At 75.0% G+C, this 20,871-nt stretch carries 9 protein-coding genes; 7 read left to right on the top strand and 2 right to left on the bottom strand.

Annotated features, from left to right (window positions below; genetic code table 11):
• Positions 1–14: 14 nt before the first annotated feature.
• Complete coding sequence (locus tag ACIQ87_RS06585; RefSeq protein WP_402402497.1) at positions 15–1,121, bottom strand: radical SAM protein; 1,107 nt, start codon at positions 1,119–1,121, stop codon at positions 15–17.
• 47 nt (positions 1,122–1,168) lie between these two features.
• Positions 1,169–1,888, bottom strand: coding sequence for a Phenylacetic acid catabolic protein (locus ACIQ87_RS06580; RefSeq protein ID WP_402402494.1), 720 nt, complete (start codon positions 1,886–1,888; stop codon positions 1,169–1,171).
• Positions 1,889–2,273: 385 nt separating this feature from the next.
• Here ACIQ87_RS06580 and ACIQ87_RS06575 point away from each other — a divergent pair, with 385 nt between their 5' ends.
• The 7 genes from ACIQ87_RS06575 to ACIQ87_RS06545 all read left to right on the top strand — a co-directional run bounded on the left by ACIQ87_RS06575 (position 2,274) and on the right by ACIQ87_RS06545 (position 20,744).
• Positions 2,274–2,732: a PaaI family thioesterase gene (locus ACIQ87_RS06575; RefSeq protein WP_402402491.1), complete on the top strand. Its 459-nt coding sequence runs from the start codon at positions 2,274–2,276 to the stop codon at positions 2,730–2,732.
• A 183-nt stretch (positions 2,733–2,915) separates the two neighbouring features.
• On the top strand, positions 2,916–3,083 hold the full coding sequence (locus ACIQ87_RS06570; RefSeq protein WP_402402488.1) for a hypothetical protein: 168 nt from the start codon (positions 2,916–2,918) through the stop codon (positions 3,081–3,083).
• Positions 3,084–3,271: 188 nt separating this feature from the next.
• Positions 3,272–4,555 carry an MFS transporter gene (locus ACIQ87_RS06565; protein ID WP_402402486.1) on the top strand — a complete coding sequence of 428 codons (1,284 nt, stop codon included), beginning with the start codon at positions 3,272–3,274 and terminating at the stop codon, positions 4,553–4,555.
• A 163-nt stretch (positions 4,556–4,718) separates the two neighbouring features.
• A complete protein-coding gene (locus ACIQ87_RS06560) occupies positions 4,719–17,933 on the top strand; it encodes a MupA/Atu3671 family FMN-dependent luciferase-like monooxygenase (RefSeq protein ID WP_402402483.1) in 13,215 nt (4,404 codons plus the stop codon).
• The gene (locus ACIQ87_RS06555) at positions 17,930–19,411 is read left to right on the top strand and encodes a condensation domain-containing protein (protein ID WP_402402480.1); all 1,482 of its coding nucleotides are present in this window, start codon (positions 17,930–17,932) and stop codon (positions 19,409–19,411) included. Before ACIQ87_RS06560 ends, ACIQ87_RS06555 begins: the two co-directional genes overlap by 4 nt.
• 107 nt (positions 19,412–19,518) lie before the next feature.
• Positions 19,519–20,049: a GNAT family N-acetyltransferase gene (locus ACIQ87_RS06550; protein ID WP_402402477.1), complete on the top strand. Its 531-nt coding sequence runs from the start codon at positions 19,519–19,521 to the stop codon at positions 20,047–20,049.
• Entirely contained in the window at positions 20,046–20,744 is a 699-nt protein-coding gene (locus tag ACIQ87_RS06545; protein WP_402402475.1) for a phosphotransferase family protein, read from the top strand. Before ACIQ87_RS06550 ends, ACIQ87_RS06545 begins: the two co-directional genes overlap by 4 nt.
• The last annotated feature ends 127 nt before the right edge of the window (positions 20,745–20,871 follow it).

The raw sequence follows: 20,871 nt of genomic DNA, 5'->3' as shown, positions 1-20,871 counted from the left end.
GAATGGCCGTGGGCTCAGGCCTTGGTGGCGTGGTACGGGGCCCAGTGCCACTGCCGCCAGTAGCTCTCGGCGATGTCCAGCCACTGCTCCAGCCGGGCCGCGTCGTCCAGGAAGCGGTTGGCGCTGACCACCAGCCAGCTGTAGACGGCCTGGCTGTCCCGGCAGCCGCCGCAGTCGCCGGAGGTGCAGCAGAACTGGAGCGACTCGTAGTCGGCGCCCCAGACGTTGAAGCCGGGGATGACCGGGTTGCCGTTGGCGACGCGCTCCTCGTGCTCGGGGGCGTCGACGCTGAGGCTGGGGCAGACGTCGTAGCCGAACCTGCCGCCCCAGTGCGTCCGGCCGGTCACCAGGGTCCGGATGAAGTACGGGTGGCTCACCACCGCCTGCGGGTACAGCTCCTTGACCCGCAGGGCCTCGTCCAGCACCCGCCGCTCGTCGGCGATCCTCAGCGGGGTCTCGGTGCCGTGCTCGCTGTAGAAGTTGAAGGTGACGATGTTGCCGTTCTCGGCGATCTTCCGCACGGTGGGCTCGATGTGCTCGACCCCGGCCTCGGAGAGCGCGTAGATGAACAGCACCCGCTGGTCGTCGCGGTAGTGCGAGAGCGCGGTGTCGAACAGGCCGGTGAACTTCGAGCCGTTGACCCGGATCGCGCGCAGGTCGTCGTCGAGCGGGCCGCCGCCGAAGATGCTGACCGCGATGGCGATCTTCTCGAAGCCCTGTCTGGGCATCGGGCGCAGGCCGTTGGTGGAGATGGTGACGTACGGCAGCTGTTCGACGAAGGCCTCGATCCGGCGCGGGACGAGGGTGGGTTCGCCGCCGATCAGGGTGGCCTGGTTGACGCCGTCGTCCGCGAGCTTCCGGGCGAAGGCCCGGATGCGGTCCAGGTCGGACAGTTCGCTGACGGCCGTGTCGAAGCCGCCCTCGAAGTACCAGCAGCCCTTGCAGCGGATGTTGCAGGTGTTGGTGAGGTGGACCTCGCAGGAGCGGACCTCGCGGCCCAGCCGGCGCAGCCGGTGCAGGCGCTCGGCCAGGTCGGGCCGGTCGGCGATGAGTTCGGCGGTGCGCGCCTTGGCCTCGCGTCGGCTCAGCGGGCGCTGTTCGATGGTGACGGGTGTTGCCATGACGGTGGGCTCCTCGGGAGTCGCGGGCTCGGTGTGCTGTTGCTCCCCTACTCCGGGAGGCGCAGACCCAGGTTCTTGATCCGCGGGGTGACCTTCTCCCGCCACAGGTCGCAGGCCTCGCCGTTGGTGGTCTGGCGCAGGCCGAAGCGGACGGCCAGCTTGGCGCGCTCGGAGCGCGGGCTGCCGAAGATCCGGACGAAGGTCGGCCACAGCCGGTCCAGGGCCTGCTGGAGCTGTTCGCGGCCGTCGTCGGTGGCGGCGAGGTTGCGGCACACCCGGGCGCCGTGGGCGATGTGCACCTTCTCGTCGAGGATGATGGTGCGCACCGCGTCCGCCCAGGGCCGGTAGCTGCTCTGCGCGAACTCGGAGATCATCACCATCGCCGTCTCCTCCCCGATGTAGGAGAAGATCCCGCGCTCGGCCCAGGTGGTGCAGTTGTGGAACTCCTGGGCGCGGAAGAGGTTCCGCTCGGCCAGGGTCTGCTTCTCCATGTAGCTGGTGTCCACACCGACCTCGGCGAGGACCCGCTTGCCGATCTTGTAGTGGTCGTACTCCTCGGCGGCGCGCTCGGCGCAGACCTGCCGCTCCTCCGCGTCGGGGGCCAGCGGCAGGAAGACCTGCACGTAGTCGTCGCCGCCGGAGAGCTCCCCTTCGGTGTTGACCACCATGCCGCGGATCGCGATCTCGCGGTACTCGTCCGGCATCGCCAGGAACTCGGCGGGCGTGCGGACCACCACCGCCTCGTCGTCCGGAATGGAAATACCCATGGCGCGACACCCCGTTTCTGAAGCAGGACACGGACGCGGGTGGGCAGCCGGGGGCCCGCTTCCGCCGAGGCCCTCGATGACGACCGCAAGGAAAGAGACGCCGCCCCCCAGCGGCCTGCGGAGCTACACCGGCTCCGCTGAACTTGCTCGGAGCGTAGGTGCTGCATTTTGGGCCGAACAAGGTCCCTCACGAATCATGCCGAGCGGATCCGGCCATCCCGGGCCACCGGAGCGACTGGTTCCGGCCGTGCCGACACCGACACGACATGCGCAATTATCCTTCCCTTAACGGATCTTGGCGGATGACCACGGCGAACGAAGCTGGCCGGAAGCAGGCCTGGAGCGCTCCGGGCGCACCCCCGGGCCGACGGTTACGCTGACCTCCATGACCACCGACGCGAACACGGCGGTCGCCACCGTCGACGTCCTCCTGGACCCCGGTCAGCTCAACACCCTGATCGCCGACCAGTTCCCCGACTACGCCGCCTGCCGGGTGACCGAGGTGGACGGCCGCACCCTGACCATGGCGGTGGACGGCGACCGGCTGCGCGTCCGCCCGGGCGGCACCGTCTCGGGCCCGGAGCAGGCCGGCCTCTGCGACCTGGCCGCGTTCCTGCTGATCAACGCCCGGCTGGGGCCCACCCTGATGGCGCTGACCAGCTCGCTGCAGATCAGCTTCCTCAACCGGCCGAGGCCCGGGGCGCTGCGGGTGCACGCCAGGACGGCCAAGTTCGGGCGCCGGCTGTGCGTGGTGCTGGCCGAGCTGCTGGACGCCGACGACGTCCTGGTGGCCAGCGCCACGCTGACCTACGCGATCCCGCCGGCCCGGACCGGGACGGCCTGACCGCACCCCCTCCCGGCCCCGCCTCCGTCGCCGTCGCCGTCGCCGTCGCCGTCGCCCCCCAGCCTCGCCTCCGCCGCCGTGACCCCGACCCCGACGGCGGTACGAATCCGACATCACGAATACGGGGTGGGGTATATTGGAGCGGTGGCCCCACCCCTGGGGGCCGGGAGAACGGAGAACGACATGTGCCGACGAGTCGCCTGCCGCACCTGCGGGAAGCCGACCTTCGCCGGATGCGGGATGCACGTGGAGCAGGTCCTCGCCGGAGTGCCCAAGTCCGCCCGCTGCGGCTGCGCCGAGCGGGGCCGCGCGAGCAAGGGCTGGCTGGGCAAGCTCTTCGGGCGCCGCTGACCCGCACCCCCTCCCGTCCGTACGCCAACAATCGGCCAGGATGGCGCGAAAGATGACAGTAAGTCGGCCGAGTCCACGATCTTTTGGACATGGAATGATCAAAGTATTGATCTAACGCCCGTTCACCTCTAAGTTGCGGTGCAATGTCACACTGAACCGCCATATATGGCGTGCCCGGGGGGACTACCGTGCCGGACACCGCAGTCGAAGCACCGCACCAGCCCGCGAACAAGCTGCCCCGGGTCTTCTACCGGCTGGCCGCAGGCGACGCCCTCTCCACGTACGGGAGCCAGCTCGACCTGGTCGCGCTGAGCCTGTTCGCCTACGAGGCCGCCGGGAACGCGCTCGGCACCGCCGGGTACCTGGTCCTCCGGCTGGTCGGCGGCCTCGGCGGCGGACTCGTCGCCGGGCGGCTGGTCGCCCGGCTGGACCGGCGCCGGCTGATGACGGGTTGCGCCGCCGCCCAGGCGCTGGCCCTGGTCGTGGTCGCCCTCGCCCCGGCCTCGGCGCGTATTCCCGTGCTCTACCCGCTCGCCCTGATCCTCGGCGGCGCGGCCGCGGTCTGCGCCGTCTCCCTGCGCACCAGCATCCCCGAGATGGTCGGCGCCGACCGCCGCGCCCGCGCCAACAGCCTGATGGCGAGCTGCCGTTCGACCGCGATGGTGCTCGGCTTCGCCTCCGCCGGCGTGGTGGTGGCCTGGGCCGGGTTCCGCGCCGCGCTGCTCATCGACGCGGCCAGCTTCGTCCTGTTCGGCGCGCTGGTGCTGCGGCTGCCGCTGCCCACCCGCGCCGCACCGGCGGACGGGCCCGCGGCCGAGCCGGAGCAGCCCACGGCGGAGGCGGACCGACCCGCGCCGACGGCCAAGGAGCGCCGGCGCCGCTGGCAGGCACTGATCGTCCTGCGGGCCACCCCCGTGGTGGGCGCCATGGCGGGCATCCGACTGCTGGACGCCTTCGGCTCGGCCGCCCACAACATCAGCCTGCCGGTGTTCGCCAACCAGTCCTCCCCCGGCAACCCGGCCGCGCTGCTCGGTACCTTCTGGGCCACCTGGGCGATCGGCAACCTCGCCGCCCAGCAGTTGGTCTCCCGGTTCATGCTGCGGCGCGGCATCGAACCCGGCGAGCGCGGCTTCGCACTGGGCACCTGCCTGATGTCCGCCTGCTTCATCCTCGTCTTCACCGACCTGCCGACCCCGCTGTTCCTGGTGGTCGCGATCGGCGCCGGCCTCGGCGACGGCTTCACCGAGATCTCCTACACCACCCGGATCCAGGCCCTCGCCGACGAGCGGCGCGGGGAGGCCTTCGGCATCCTCGCCTCCGCCGAGAACGTCGGCATGGGCACCGGGATGCTGCTGAGCGGCTCGCTGCTGGCGCTGCTCAGCCCGCTGACCGTGGTCGGCGTCTCCCACGCCGTCCCGATCGTGCTGGCGCTCGGCTTCCTGGTGCTGGTGTCCCGCACCCGCCGCCGCTGAGCACGCCTCCCCAGCACGCTTCCGCACCACGTCACCCCCCGCACCGCCGCTGCTCCACACCCCGGCGCCCCGCGCCGTACGCGCCACCCGTCTCCGCTCCCCTCCCTGCCCCGGGGCGGCCCACACCCGCGCCCCGGCACCGATCCGAAAGGTGCCGAACCTCATGAGCCCCACCGGTCCCGACCACGGCCGGCTGCGCGCCCTCGAAGCCAGACTGCTGCTGCACCCCGAGATCGCCGACTGCGCGCTGCTGCCCGTCGAGCACGAGAACGGCCGCCCCGGCCTGCTCGCCTACCTGGTACCCGCCGTCGACGGCGATCCCGAGGCCCTGCGCCGCCGGGCCGCCGCGGCGCTGCTGGACGCCGACCCGAGCGCCGACGTGCACGTCCTGGACGGCATCGTCCGCACCGCCGAGGGTGAACCCGACGCCGCCGCGCTGGCCGCGGCGCTCCGCCGGGAGCCCGCCGCACCCGGCCCTGCGCTGCGCCACCTGCGCGAACTCACCGACCGCTGGCGCCCGTTCGGCGAGGCGACGGCCCCGCCCGCCGCGGGCGCCGCTCCCGCGGAGCCGGCGACCGCGGCCGAGGAACCCGGCACGGAGGCCGTCGGCACCCCACTGCCCGTCCCCGCGCCGGACGCGCCCCGGACCCTGCCCGAGGCGCTGGTGCGCGCCGCCGAGCTGCACCCCGACCGCGGGCTGCACCTGGTCCGGGCGGGCGGCGAGGCGACCAGGCTCACCTACCGTCAACTCCTCGACCGGGCCCGCGAGATCCTCGCCGTGCTGACCGCCGCCGGGCTGCGCACCGGGGACCGGGCGATCCTCCAGGTCCCGGAACCGGAGTTCTACTTCCCCGCCCTGTGGGCCTGCCTGCTCGGCGGGGTGCAGCCGGTGACCGTCGCCCGCCCGCCGGACTACCACGAGCGCAACCCCGTCCTGGAGAAGCTCTGGCACGCCTGGCAGACCCTGGAGGAGCCGCCGGTCCTCGCCTGCGGACCGGCGGTGGCCGGCCTGGAGCGGCTCGGGGAGCTGTACCCGGCGCCCGGCCTGCAGGTGATCCCCGTCGACCGACCCGCCGTCGACCGACCCGCCGAGGGCGAGCCGCGGACCGCCCCCACCCACGCCCCCGACCCCGGCGACATCGCCTTCCTCCAGCTCTCCTCCGGCAGCACCGGGCGCTCCAAGGCGGTGCAGATCACCCATCGCGGCATCCTGGAGTACGTGGCGGGGTCCGTCGCCACCGGCACCGACCCGGCCGACACCACGGTCAACTGGCTGCCCCTGGACCACGTCGCCGGACTGCTGATGTTCCACCTGCGCGACGTCGTGCTGGCCGCCGACCAGGTGCAGATCCCCACCGAACTCGTGCTCGCCGACCCGCTGGTCTGGCTGGACGCGCTGGAGCGCTACCGGGCCGCGCACTCCTGGTCGCCCAACTTCGGCTACCGGCTGGTCGCCGAGGCCGTCCGCGCCGCCGGGCCGGACCGCCACTGGGACCTGTCCGCGGTCAAGTCGCTGATCAACGCCGGGGAGCAGTGCACCGAGGCGGTGCTGGACGAGTTCCTGGCCGCCACCGCCCCGTTCGGCGTCCGCCCGGAGCACCTGCTGCTGGCCTGGGGCATGGCCGAGACCTGTACCGCGATCACCTACAAGCGCTACCACGAGGACGGCGCCCGCCGACTGGTGCGCACCGACTCGCTGACCGGCCGGCTGGAGCCGGCCGACCCGGACTCGGCGGAGCGCGGCACCGCCTTCCTCAGCATGGGACGGCCCGCGACCGGCACCCGGATCCGGGTGGCCGACGACGCCGGCCGGGCGCTGCCCGAGCTCCGGGTCGGACGGCTCCAGGTGCACTCCGGCCGGGTGACGCCGGGCTATCTGAACAACCCGTCCGCCAACCGCGAGGCCTTCGTCGGCGACGGCTGGTTCGACACCGGGGACCTGGCCTTCCTGGTCGACGGCGAGGTGGTGCTCACCGGCCGTCGCAAGGAGATCATCATCGTCAACGGCGTGCACTACTTCTGCCACGAGCTGGAGGACGTGGTGGCCTCCGTGGCGGGGGTGCGCTCCGGGCACGTCGCGGCCTTCGGGGTGCCGGACGAGCGCACCGGCACCGAGCAGCTGGTGATCGCCTACGTCCCGAGCGACCCGGCCGCCGCCGCGCCGCCCGTCGCCGCCGAGGTGCGGCAGGTGCTGGCGGCCCGCCGGCAGCCGGCGCCCGCCCTGGTGCTCCCCGTCCCGGCGGCCGAGTTCCCGCGCACCACCAGCGGCAAGATCCAGCGCACCGCGCTGCGCGGCCGCCTGCTGGACGGCGAACTCGACGACCACATCGTGGCGTTGGACCTGGCCGAGGCCAACTCCCGGACGCTGCCGGACTGCGTGCGGCAACTCGGCTGGGAGGCCCGCCCGGCGGCGGAGGCCTCAACCGAGCCGTTGACTGAGGAAACGACGGCCGAGGAAACGATCCTGCTGCTCGGCCCGTCCGGTCCCGGCACCCTCACCGAGGCCCTGGCCGCAGCCCTGCCGAACACCCGGGTGGTGGACCACCCGCCGACCGGCGACCCCGAGGAGTGGCTGCGGGCCCTCGGCGACGGGACGGCCGACCGGCTGGTCTACCTGTGGAGCGCGACCGGCGGCGACGGCTCGGCCCGCCCGGACGAGGCACTGCTCGCCCTGCTGCGGGCGCTCCCGGGCCGGGCTCAGGTCCGCGAGCTGGTCTCCGTCAGCGCCGGTCTGCACGCCGTCCTGCCCGGCGAACTCCCCAGCCCACGGGCCGCGTTGACGGCCGCACTGACCGCCGGGGCACGGGCCGAGCAGCTGGTGCCCGCCGCCCGACACCTCGACCTGCCCGGCGACGCGCCGGCCGCGGACCAGGCCGCCGCGCTACTCGCCCTGCTGGCCGACCCCCGGCAGGAGCCCGAGGCCGCCTGGCGCTCGGGCCGCCCGTGGGTCCCCCGGCTGGGACCGGTCGAGACCGCCGCCCCCGGCGAGGCCGGCTGCTCGCTGCTCACCCCCGGCGCCCACTACCTGGTCACCGGCGGCCTCGGCGGGATCGCCGCCGAGCTGCTGCCCGGGCTGCTGCGCGAGTACGGCTCCCGGCTGCTGATCGTCGGCCGGAGCGACCTGGACGCCCCGACCGCCGACGCGGCCGAACGCCGGGCCGCACTGCGCCGACTGGCCGCCCAGGGCGGCCAGGTCACCTACCGGCAGGCCGATGTGACGGACCGTCGGCAACTGGCGGAGGTGCTCGCCGAGGCCGAGCGCGAGTGGCAGGCGCCACTGGACGGCGTGCTCCACCTGGCCGGCGGCTACCGCCTCGCGCTGCTCGCCGACACCGACACCGACGGCTGGCGGGAGGCCCTGCGGGCCAAGACCGAGGGCACCGACCACCTCGTCGAGCTGGTCCGGCAGCGGCCCGGGGCGCAGTTCGTCGCCTTCTCCTCGATGATCGGCCTCCAGGAGGCGGTCGGCTCCACCGGGTACGCCGCGGCCAACCGCTACCTGGAGAGCACCGTGGAGCGGCTGCGCCGGGAGACCGGCACCCCGGCCTGGACGATCTCCTGGGGCCTGTGGAGCGGGATCGGCATGAACCGCGACACGGAGAACGAGCAGGCCGCCGCCGGACGGGGCATCGCCGTGCTGAGCGCCGCGCACGGCCGCCGGCTCGCCGCGCTGCTGCTGGCCGGCGCCCCGGGCCACCGGTACGCCGGCCCGGACCCGAGCTCCCCCGCCGCCCGGCGCCGGCTGCTCGCCACCACGCCCCGCCCGGTCGCCGCCGGAGTGCCGGCCAGCCCCACCACGCCCGCGCCGTCCGCGCCGTCCGCCGCGACCCCGGGAACCCCGCCCACCGTACGGCCCGCCCCCGAGCGGGCCGCACCGTCGGGGCTGCGCCGGCTGGTCCTGGACGCCTTCGAGTCGGTCCTCGACACCCCGCTGGACCCGGGCCGCCCGCTCGCCGAACTCGGTATCGGCTCCCTTCAGTTGATGCGGGTGCACGGCACGCTGAGCGCCGCGCTGCCCACGCCCCCGGCGCCCACCGAGCTGTTCCGCCACCCCACCGTGGACGCGCTGATCGCCCACCTGGCGGCCGAGCCGGCCGCGCCCACCGCCCCGCTCTCCCCCGGAACCGACCCCGCCGCCGGCCCCGGCGACGACCGCCGGGTGGCGATCGTCGGCCTGGCCCTGCGCCTGCCGGGCGCCGACACCCCCGAGCAGTACTGGCGGAACATCGTCGAGGGCGTCCGGAGCACCACCCGCTTCACCGAGGAGGAGCTGGCGGCCGCCGGACTGCGCCCGGAGGAGTACCGCCACCCCGACTTCGTCCCGGTCACCGGCGCGCTCACCGACATCGACCGGTTCGACGCCGAGGCCTTCGGCATCAGCGGCGCCGAGGCCGCGCTGATGGACCCGCAGCAGCGCCTGCTGCTGGAGATCTGCCGACAGGCCCTGGAGGACGGCGGCTACGACGCGCCGGACCCGGAGCGCCGGGTCGGGGTCTTCGCCGGCACCGGGATGACCCTGTACGCGCTGCGCACCTACTACCAGCACGCCCTGGCCACCACCGCCGACCCCACCGAGCCGGTCGCCGCCCTGCAGACCGCGATCGGCAACCAGGCGGACTTCGCCGCCACCCGGGTCGCCTACCGGCTGGGCCTCACCGGTCCGGCGATCGGCGTGCAGACGGCCTGTTCCACCTCACTGGTCGCGGTCCACCTGGCGGTGCAGTCGCTGCTGGCGGGCGACTGCGAACTGGCGCTGGCCGGGGCCGCCGCCCTGCACATCCCGCAGGCCACCGGCTACCGCTACGAGGAGGGCTCGATCCTCTCCCCCGACGGCGCCTGCCGGGCCTTCGACGCCGAGGCGGGCGGCACGGTCGGCGGCAACGGCGTCGCCGCCGTCCTGCTCAAGCGCCTCGACCGGGCACTGGCCGACGGCGACACCATCCACGGGGTGATCCTCGGCTCGGCCGTCAACAACGACGGCGGCCGGAAGGTCGGCTACACCGCGCCCAGCGTGGACGGGCAGGCCGCGGTGGTCGGCCGGGCACTGGACCTCGCGGGTGTACCGGCCGACAGCATCGGCTACATCGAGGCCCACGGCACCGGCACCCCACTCGGCGACCCGATCGAGTTCCGGGCCCTGGCCCAGGCGTTCCGCGCCCGCACCGAGGCCGCCGACTTCTGCTCGCTCGGCTCGGTCAAGCCCAACATCGGCCACCTGGACACCTGCGCCGGCCTGGCGGGCCTGATCAAGGCCCTGCTGGTGCTGCGGCACGGCACCATCCCGCCGCTGGTGAACTTCACCAGCCCCAACCCCGCGCTGGAGCTGGCCGGCAGCCCGTTCCGGCTCGCCGCCGAGCGCCGGCACTGGCCGGACGGCCCCACCCCGCGCCGGGCCGGGGTCAGCGCGCTGGGCGTCGGCGGCACCAACGCCCACCTGGTGCTGGAGCAGGCCCCGACCGCCGCCGCGACCGTGCCCGCGCCGCGGCCGGCCCCGACCGTGCTGCCGCTGTCGGCCCGCACCGCCCAGGGTCTGACCGAGCTGGCCGGGCTGATCCGCGAGCGGCTGGACGCCGAACCCGCCCTCGCCCCCGGCGACCTGCCGCTCACCCTCGGCGCCGGCCGCCGCGCGCTGCGCCACCGGCTGGCCGTCACCGGGCCCGACCCGGCGGCCCTGCGCAAGGCCCTGGACGCCTTCCTGGCGGGCCGGCCCACCGCCGGCGCGGCCCACCGCGAGACGGGCCGCGGCGAGATCCGGCCGGTGCTGCTCTTCACCGGCCAGGGCGCCCAGTACCGGGGCATGGCCGCCGAGCTGTACCACGCCTTCCCGGCCTTCCGCGCCGTCCTGGACGAGTGCGACCGGCTGCACCGCGCGAACTGGGACGAGCCGCTGCTGCCGCTGCTGCTCGACCCCGCTCCGCAGGAGACCGAGGACAGCTGGACCACCGAGGCGGCGCAGCCCGCGCTGTTCGCCCTCCAGGCGGCCTACCTGCGGCTCTGGCAGGAGCTCGGGGTCCGTCCGGCGGCGGTCGCCGGGCACAGCGCCGGGGAGTACGCGGCCTTCCACGCGGCCGGCGCGCTCGACCTCGCCGACGGGATGTTCCTGACCGCGCTGCGCGGCCGGCTGATGCACCGGCTGAGCGGTCCTGGCGCCATGACGGTGGTCTCGGCGGGCCTGGAACGGCTGTCCGGGCTCGACGACTGGCTGCCGGGCGTGGACCTGGCCGTGGTCAACGGCAGCGGCCAGTGCGTGCTGGCCGGCCCGCCGCGCGAGATCGCCGCCGCCGAGGCCGTGCTGGCCGCCGACGGGGTGACCACCGAGCGCCTCGCCACCGACCGGGCGTTCCACTCCCGCCTGCTCGACCCGGTGCTCGACCCGTTCCGCGACCAGCTGGCCCGGCTGCGCCTGCGGCCGCTGGCCGTACCGCTGGTCAGCAACCTCGGCGGCGAGGTGCTGGAGCCCGGAACCGTGCCGACGCCCGAGTACTTCCTGCGGCAGACCCGGGAGACCGCCCGGTTCGACCGGGTGCTCGCCGCCCTGGACGGGCAGGGCCACGAGCTGTACCTGGAGATCGGCCCGCACCCGACGCTGACCGGCATGGGCCGCCGGGAGCTTCCGCAGCGCCACTTCGTGGCCGGCGGACGGCGCGGCGCCTCGCCGGAGCAGCAGTTCGACGCCGCCGCGGCCGCGCTCTGGTCGCACGGCGTCCCGCTCGACTGGGCCCGCTTCGCCGCCGCCAGGGACTGGCCGGACGGACCGGCCCGCCGCGTCCCGCTGCCCACCACCGTCTACCAACGCCGCCGCCACTGGTTCACCGCCCCTGCCCGGCCGACCACCGAGGACCCCGCCATGCGCCAGGACCCACCCCAGCAGACCGCGCCGGCCGAAGAACCGGCCGCCGCACCGGCCCTGACCCCGACCGCCGCACCCGCCCCGGCACCGACGCCGAGCCCCGAGGAACTCGCCGAGCAGGCCGTGCTGCGGCAGGTCGTCGAGCAGACGGCCCGCCAGCTCGGCTACGACGAGGCCTCGGTCGGCGTGGACGAGCCCTTCTTCGACCTCGGTGCCGACTCGCTCTCGATGATCAACATGATCCGGGACCTGGAGCGCGCGTTCCGGGTACGGGTGTCGATGCGCGAGCTGTTCGAGGCGGCCGACACCCCGGCCCGGCTGGCCGGGCTGATCGCCTCCCGGCTGGAGCCGGCGGTGCTGGCCACGCTGCTGCCGGCCGCCGAGCCGGAGCCCGTGGCGGCACCCGAGGCCGCGCCCGCGCCTGTCGCGCCTGTCGCGCCTGTTGCGCCGCCGACTGCCGTGCCGACGGCTCCGGTTGTCCAGGCCGCCCCGTCCACCCCGGCCACCCCGGTCGTCCAAGCCGCCCCGGCGCCCCAGCCCGTCCTCGCCGCGCCCGCCGTACCCGCCGTCGCCCCGCCGGCCGCCGCCGCGCTTCCCCCGGTGACCGACGGCACCGGTCTGATCGAGCGCCAGCTCGCGCTGCTCGGCCAGTTCTCCGACCTGATGCGCGACCAGCTCGGCCTGCTGGCCGGCGGCACGCCCGCGCCCGCACTCCTCCCCCCGGCGCCCACGCCCGCCGCCCTGCCCCCGGCCGCCGCGCCCGCGGTCGCCCCCGCCCCCGCGGTCGCCCCCGCGGTCGCGGTCGAGGCCCCCGCCGCCGAGGCGCCCGCCGCCCCGCAGGTGCACGGCCCCCGGGTGACGGTCTCCCGCGAGTCCGGCATGGCCTCCGGCGGCCTGACCGACCAGCAGCGCGCCCACGTGGACGAGCTGGTCGCCCGCTTCACCGCCCGCACCACCGCCTCCAAGGCGATCACCCGCCGCCACCGCCGCACCCTGGCGGACAGCCGCGCCGTGGTCGGCTTCCGCTCCGGCACCAAGGAGATGCTCTACCCGCTCGCCGCCCGCCGCGCCGGCGGCTCCCGGCTGGAGGACGTCGACGGCAACCCGTACGTCGACATCACCATGGGCTTCGGCGTCCTGCTCTTCGGCCACGACCCGGAGTTCGTCTCCGAGGCCGTCCGCGAGCACCAGGCCTCCGGCCTGCGCCTGGGCCCGCGCGGTCCGGAGACCGGCGAGGCCGCCGAGCTGCTGGCCGAGCTGACCGGCACCGAGCGGGTCGCCTTCGCCAACTCCGGTACGGAGGCGAACGCCGGGGCGATCCGGCTGGCCCGCGCGCACACCGGCCGGGACAAGATCGTCATGTTCGAGGGTTCGTACCACGGCCACTTCGACCACACCCTGGGCCGGACGCTGGGCCACGGCGCCGACCGGGAGACCGTCCCGGTGTCCATCGGCATCCCGGGCAGCGCGGTCGCCGACCTGCTGGTGCTGCGGTACGGCGACCCGGAGAGCCTCAAGGTCATCGAGGAGCACGGCGACCGCATCGCCGCCGTCCTGGTCGAGCCGGTGCAGAGCCGCCACCCCGGACGCCAGCCCGTCGACTTCGTCCGCTCGCTGCGCGAACTGACCACCCGGCTCGGCATCGTGCTGGTCTTCGACCAGATGCTCACCGGCTTCCGGCCCCACCTGCGCGGCGCCGAGGGCTTCTGGGGCGTCACCCCGGACGTCTCCACCTACGGCAAGGTGCTGGGCGGCGGCTACCCGATCGGCGCGATCGCCGGGCGGGCCGACATCCTGGACGGGATCGACGGCGGGCACTGGGACTACGGCGACGACAGCTACCCGCCCAAGGACACCACCTTCTTCGGCGGCACCTACATCCAGCACCCGCTGGCGATGACCGCCGCGGGCGCGGTGCTGCGCCACCTCAAGGCCGCCGGCCCCGGCCTCCAGGAGCGGCTGAACGCCCGCACCGACGAGCTGGCCGCCACGCTGAACGGCTTCTTCGAGGAGGAGGAGTTCCCGCTGCGGCTGGCCCACTTCGGCTCGCTCTTCCGCTTCGAGCCCCGGGCCGACATGGAGCTGCTCTTCCCGCACCTGCTGACCCGCGGGGTCTACGTGTGGGAGTGGCGCAACTTCTTCCTCTCCACCGCCCACACCGACGGCGACGTGGAGTTCGTGATCGACGCGGTCCGCGAGTCGCTGCGCGACCTGCGGCGCGGCGGCTTCTTCCCGGCCTCGCCCGGCGTCCGCCTGCCCGCCCCGCGGCCCGCCGCCGAACTCCCCGTCCCCGCCGGGGCCGCGGGCACCCTGGCCGTCGGCGCCCAGGCCGAGCCGATCCCGTACCAGCCGGTCAGCGACCCGCAGCGGCCGGTGGACTTCAGCCTCTACTTCTTCGGCGACTACCCGCTGGACTCCCCCGAGGACGAGAAGTACCGCATCGTCCTGGAGAGCGCCCGCTTCGCCGACCGCAACGACTTCCACTCCGTCTGGCTGCCGGAGCGCCACTTCCACTCCTTCGGCGGCATCTTCCCCAACCCCTCGGTGCTGGCCGCCGCCCTGGCCCGGGAGACCAGCCGGATCCGGCTGAACGCGGGCTGCGCCGTGCTGCCGCTGCACCACCCGGTGCGGGTCGCCGAGGAGTGGTCGGTGGTCGACAACCTGTCCGGCGGCCGGGTCGGCCTGGGCTGCGCCAGCGGCTGGCACCCCAACGACTTCCTGTTCTTCCCGGAGAACTACGGCAGCCACAAGGAGCTGATGCACCGGCAGATCGACACCGTCCGGGCGCTGTGGCGCGGTGAGCCGTACCGGGGGCGCAACGGCAACGGCGAGCCGATCGAGGTGACCCTCCACCCGCGCCCGCTGCAGGACCTGCCGCCCATGTTCACCGCGATCGTCGGCAACCCGGACAGCTTCCGCGAGGCGGCCCGGCACGACCTCGGCGTCATCACCAACCTGATGACCCAGGACGTCGCCCAGCTGGCCGAGAACATCGCGATCTACCGGCGCACCCGGGCCGAGCACGGCCTCGACCCGGAGGCCGGCCGGGTGGTCGTGCTGGTCCACACCTACCTGGGCACCGACCTGGCCACCGCGCGCGAGCAGGCCTACCGGCCGTTCTGCAACTACCTGCGCTCCTCGCTGTCGCTGTTCGGGCAGATGGCCAACAGTCTGGGCCTGACGCTGGACTTCAAGAACGCCCGCGAGGACGACCTGGAGTTCGTGCTGGAGCGCGCGTACGAGCGCTACTGCGCCTCCCGCGCGCTGATCGGCACCCCGGAGAGCGTCCAGGGGGTGCTCTCGGAGCTGCGGGCGGCCGGCGCGGACGAGATCGCCGCCTTCGTGGACTTCGGGCTCTCCCCCGAGCTGGTCGCGGCCGGCCTGCCGCAGCTCGACGTCCTGCGCCGGGACACCCAGCGCGGCGCGCCGCTGTCGTACGCCCAGCAGCGGATGTGGTTCCTGCACCGGATGCTGCCCGACGGCGGGCAGTACAACGAGGTCAAGGCGATCGAGCTGGACGGCCCGCTCGACCCGGAGGCACTGGACACCGCGCTGCGCGGGCTGGTCGAGCGCCACGTCGCGCTGCGCACCGTCTTCCGGGAGCAGGACGGCGAACCGTTCCAGGAGGTGCTGGCGCCGCCCACCGGCCCGCTGCTGCAGCGGGTCACGGCCGACGCGGCCGCGCCGGACGCCGTCGCCGACCTGGTCGCCGCCGAGGGCGCGCACCGCTTCGACCTGGCCGAGGGACCGCTGTTCCGGGCCCTGCTGCTGGAGCGGGCCGGCGACCGGCACGTCCTGGTGCTGTCGATGCACCACATCGTGATCGACACCCTGTCCACCGTGGTGATCACCCGCGAGCTGGGCGAGCTCTACCTGGCCGCCCGGGAGGACCGGGCCGCCCGGCTGCCGGTGCTCGCCACCGGACCGGCCGCCGAGGCCGCCCGGGAGCGGGCCCGGGTGGCCGCCGGCGAGTACGACGAGAGCCTCGCCTACTGGCGCAAGGTGTTCGGCGGCGGCGACCTGCCGGTGCTGGCCCTGCCCACCGACCGGCCGCGCCCCGCGGTGCCGGACGGTCGCGGCCGCTCCTTCGTCCACCATCTGCCCGCCGAACTCTCCGACAGCCTGCGGGAGTTGGCCCGCTCCAGGCGCTCCACCCTGTTCATGGTGCTGCTGACCGGCTTCGCCGCCGTGCTGCAGCGCTACGCCGGGCAGGACGAGATCGTGCTGGGCACCCCGGTGGCCAACCGGACCGAGGGCACCGAGGACCTGGTCGGGTTCTTCGTCAACACCCTGGCGCTGCGCCTGGACCTGTCCGGCGAGCCGGCCTTCGCCGAGGCGCTCGGCCGGGTCCGCTCCACCGCGCTGGACGCCTACGAGCACCAGCAGCTGCCCTTCGAGGTGCTGGTGCAGGACCTGAACCCGGAGCGCGACACCAGCCGCAACCCGCTGTTCCAGGTCATGGTCGAGTTCGAGAACCACATGGTCTTCGAGCTGGACCTGCCCGGGGTGACGGCCCGCCCGCTCGACCACGTGGCGGACCGCGCCGCGTTCGACCTGACGCTCTTCCTGACCAGCCTGCCCGACGGCATCCGCTGCCACGTCGAGTACGCCGAGACCCTCTTCGACCGGGCCACCGTCGACCGGCTGCTCGGCGCCTTCGAGCGGCTGCTGACCGCCGCCGTCGCCGACCCCGAGCGACCGCTGGTCGAGCTCACCGCCGTGCCCGCGGCCGAGGCCGACACCGCCCTGGAGTGCGGCCCCGCGGCCGCCCAGGACCCCGAGCACCCGCTGGCCACCGTCGCCGCGACCGCGGCCGGCCGGCCCGAACAGACCGCCGTGGTCGCCCCCGACGGCACCGGGACGGACTACCGGACGCTGCTGGCCCGGGCGGACGACCTGGCCGGCCGGCTGCTGGCGGCCGGCGTCCGCGAGGGCACCCGGGTGGGCGTCCTGCTCCCCCGCTCGGTGGACCTGGTGGCCGGGCTGCTGGCCGTCCTGCGCCTGGGCGCCGTCCACGTCCCCGTCGACGTGCTGCAGGGCCCCGAGCGCTGCCGGCTGATCGTCGAGGACAGCGCGCCCGCCGTGCTGCTCACCACCTCGGACGCCGCCGCGGCGGAGCTCGGCCTGACCGTGCCGACGGTGCTCACCGGCGCCGCCCCGGCCGAAGCCGCCGTCGAGCTGCCCCCGCTGCCCGCCCCCTCGGCGCAGGCGCCCGCGTACCTGCTGTACACCTCCGGGTCCACCGGCCGCCCCAAGGGCGTGCTGATGCACTCCCTCGCCCTGGCCCACTTCGTGGCCTGGAACGTCGCCGACCACCCGGCGGCCCGCACCCTCCAGTACGCCTCCTGCGGGTTCGACGTCAGCGTCCAGGAGATCCTGACCACGCTGGCCGGCGGCGGCACCCTGCTGCTGATCGAGGAGGAGACCCGCTACGACGTGACGGAGCTGGCCGCCGTCGTCCGGGCCACCCGGGCCGAGCGGATCCACCTGCCGTACACGCCGCTGGCCGCCCTGACCGACGCGCTCGGCGAGGAACCGGTGCCGCACCTGCGGGAGCTGATCTCGGGCGGCGAACAGGTGCTGCTCACCCCCGCGCTGCGGGCCTTCCTGCGCCGCAACCCCGACTGCCGGCTGATCAACCACTACGGCCCGACCGAGACCCACGCGCTGACGGCCGGCGAGATCGACCGGAACGGCGGGGAGTACGCGCCGATCGGCCGCCCCACCCCGGGCAGCCGGATCGTGCTGCGGGACGCCGCCGGACGCCGGGTGCCGGCCGGAGCGGTCGGCGAGATCCACGCCCTCGGCGTCCAGGTCGGCATCGGCTACGTCGGCCGCGACGAGGAGAGCGCCGCCGTCTTCACCGACACCCCCGACGGCCGCGGCTACCGCACCGGCGACCTCGGCCGGTGGCGCCCGGACGGCTCGCTGGAGTTCCTCGGCCGGGCCGACCGCCAGGTCAAGGTGCGCGGCTACCGGGTCGAGCCGGGCGAGATCGAGACCGTGCTGCTCGGCCTGCCCGGCGTGCACGCCGCCGCCGTGACGGCGCGCCGCACCGCGGCGGGCACCGTCCTGGCCGGCTACGTCGGCTGCCCGGACACCGAACTGCCCCGGATCGCCGACCAGTTGGCCGACCTGCTGCCCGACTACATGGTGCCCGGGCTCTGGGCCGCCGTCGACGCCCTGCCGTTCAACACGAACGGCAAGCTGGACACCGCCGCCCTGCCGGAACCGCGCCCGCTCGGCGCGGACGAGCCGGAGGCCGCGCCGGTCACCGACCTGGAGCGCACCGTGCAACGGCTCTGGGAGGAGGAACTCGGCCGCCCCGCCGGGGTGGAGACCTCCTTCTTCGACCTGGGCGGGCACTCCCTGGCCGCCACCCGGCTGCTGAACCGGGTCCGCGAGGCGACCGGACTGCGGATCGGCGTGCTGGACTTCTTCCGCCGCCCGACTGTCCGCGCGATGGCCGCCCACCAGCCGGCCGCCGAGCAGCACCAGGCCCCGGCCTACGAGGAGGGCACCCTGTGAGCGCGGCGGAGGCTGCTGTGGAGGACGACTGGGCGCGGCTGCTGCGCCTGCTCGACGAACGCGAGGTCGTGCTGCGCACCACCGGCGACCGGATCGGCTACCTGGCGCCCGCCGGGGCGATGGACGAGGAGCTCACCGGCCTCGTCCGGGCCCACCGCGAGCGGCTGCTCACCGTCCTGACCGGCGGCGGGACGGCCCTGGCGGCCGCACCGACCGCGGTGGGGCAGTGGCGGATGCGCAAGGCCCACGCCAAGTCGGCCGATCCGGCGGTGTGGAACATCACCCAGCGGATCACCCTGCGCGGCCCGCTGGAGCCCGAACGGCTGGCCGCCGCGCTGACGGCGGTCACCGAGCGGCACGAGAGCCTGCGGACGCGCTTCCCGGAGACCGAATTCGGGGTGCTCCAGCAGGTGCTGCCGAACACCCCGCTGGACCTCCCCGTCGAGGACCTGCGCGGGCTCGCCCCCGCCGAACGGGACGCGGCGCTCGCCGGGGCGCTGGACGCCGAGATCGCCCGCCCCTACGACCTGACCGCACCGCCGCTGCTGCGCGCCCGGCTGCTGCGTCCGGCGGAGCAGGAGTGGGTGCTGCTGCTGTCCGTCCACCACATCGCGCTGGACGGCTGGTCGCTGGCCACCGTGCTGGCCGACCTGGGCGCGCTCTACCGTACGGGCGGCCCGCTGCCGGACGCCCCCGGCCGGATGACCGACTACGCCTGCTGGGAGCGGACGGTGGTCACCCGGGCCGCCGTCGCGGCGGCCACCGACCACTGGGCCAAGGTCCTCGACGGCGCGCCCCTCTCGGTGGACCTGCCCACCGACCGGCCGCGCCCCGAAAAGCGCTCCGGGCACGGCGCGACCGCCGGGTTCCGCATCCCGGCGGCGGTGGCCGAGGCGGTCGGACGCTACGCGGCGGCCCGCTCCGCCACCGCCTCCGCCGTCCTGCTGGCCGCGCTCGCCCGGCTGCTCGGCTCGCTCAGCGGCGCCCCGGCGCCGCTGGTCCTGCTCTCCAACGCCAACCGCACCCGGCCGGCCGACGAGAAGGTGGTCGGGCTGCTCACCAACAGCGTGCCGATCCTGGTGCCGACCGGGGGCGCCGGCGGGTTCGGGGAGCAGGTGGACCACGCCGCCGAGGCGATCGCCTCCGCCCTGGACCACTCGGTGACGGCCTTCGGCCTGCTGGTCGAGCCCCTGCGGGAGCGCGGCATCGTGCTGCCCCCGGTGTTCCCGCAGATCCTGCTCGCGGTCCAGAGCACCCCGCCCATCACCCTCGACCTCCCCGGCCTGACCACCGAGATCGAGGACATCGCCGGCCCCTCCGCCCGCGCCGACTGCTCGTTCAGTCTCACTCCGGACGCCGACGGCTACGCCGGCCAGGTCGAGTACGACGCCGACCTGTTCGACCCGGGCACCATCCGGGGCTGGCTGGACACCCTGGTGACCGACCTGGCCCGGCAGTTGGAGGTCCCGCTCGGGTGACCCGACCGAAGGGCCCCGGTGGACGGCGTGCCGTCCACCGGGGCCCTTCGCCGTCCGGCGCGGAAACCCGGTGGCCGCGGCGCGACCGCCAATGGTAAACATGTGACATGTTACAAGGTACTCACATCACCCTCCGGGCCCGCCACGACGCCGACCTCCCGGTGCTCCTGGCCGAGTTGTACGACGACGTGGCGACCCGAGCGCGGGCCGACTCCCGACCCTGGCGGCCCCTCCCGCCCGGCTCGCCGCACTCCCCGTACGTGGTCCCCGAGCCGTCCGACGAGGCCGCCTGCTTCTCCGTGGTCGAGACGGCCACCGGCGAACTCGCCGGCGAGGCGCTGCTCTGGGGCATCGACACCCACAACCGCGGCGCCCACGTCGGCCTCGCCCTGCTGCCCGGCCACCGGGGGCGCGGGTTCGCACCGGACGTCCTGCGGGTGCTCTGCCACTACGCCTTCCCGGTGCTCGGCCTGCGCCGCCTGCAACTGGAGACCCTGGCCGACAACACCCCGATGCTCCGGGCCGCTACCGGCGCCGGCTTCACCATCGAGGGACGGCTGCGCCAGGCCGCCTGGGCGTACGGGGAGTTCGTGGACCAGGTCGTGCTCGGACTGCTGGCCGAGGAGTGGCGGGAGTGAGCGACGACCCGTCCGCCCTGCGGCCCCTTCCACACGGCTACACCAACCACACCACGGGTGACGGCAAGGTCGTCGTGAAGCGCTACGTGGGGCCGGACGCCGAGGAGCGCAAGCGGCGCGAGCACCGGCTGCTGACCCGGCTCCACGGGCTGCTGCCGGTCCCCCCGGTGCTCGACACCGGGCCGGGCACCGTCACACTCGGCCACCTGCCCGGGGTGCCCGCGCAGGAACTGCTGGACGCCGGGCACGGCCCGGAGGTCCTGGCCGCCTGCGGGCGGGTTCTGCGCCTGCTCCGGTCCGTCGACCCCGGGGTGGCCGGCGCGGGTCCGGCGCCCGAGGGATCGGTACTGGTGCACGGGGACTTCGGGCCCAACAACCTGCTGCTGGACCCGGCCGACTTCACCGTCACCGGCCTGCTGGACTGGGAGTTCGCCCACCCGGGCGAACCGGTGGAGGACCTGGCCTGGTGCGAGTGGATCGTCCGCGCGCACCACCCGGCCCAGGCGGGCGCCCTGCGCCACCTCTTCGACGCGTACGGGCAGCCGGCGCCGCCCTGGCCGCGGCGCCGGGCCGCCATGCTCGCCCAGTGCGCCCGGCTGGAGGAGTTCTGCCGCCGACGTGACCCGGACGGGCCGGGGGCCCGCCAGTGGCAGGAGCGCGGGCGCCGGACGGCGGGCTGGCCGGAGCTCCCCTGACGCCCGGCGCGTCGGCCCGGTCCGACCGGGCCCCGGCATCCGACGAGGCGGGGACGGCGCTCCGGGCCTGTGCAGCACGGCTTGTGACGATCCGTGGACGGATGTGGCGCCCGCCTTCACCGGTCCG

Source organism: Kitasatospora sp. NPDC096204, assembly GCF_044763205.1.
Lineage (GTDB): Bacteria > Actinomycetota > Actinomycetes > Streptomycetales > Streptomycetaceae > Kitasatospora.
Note: the sequence above shows the minus strand (reverse complement) of the source record. Positions and strands in the feature narration are given on the sequence as shown.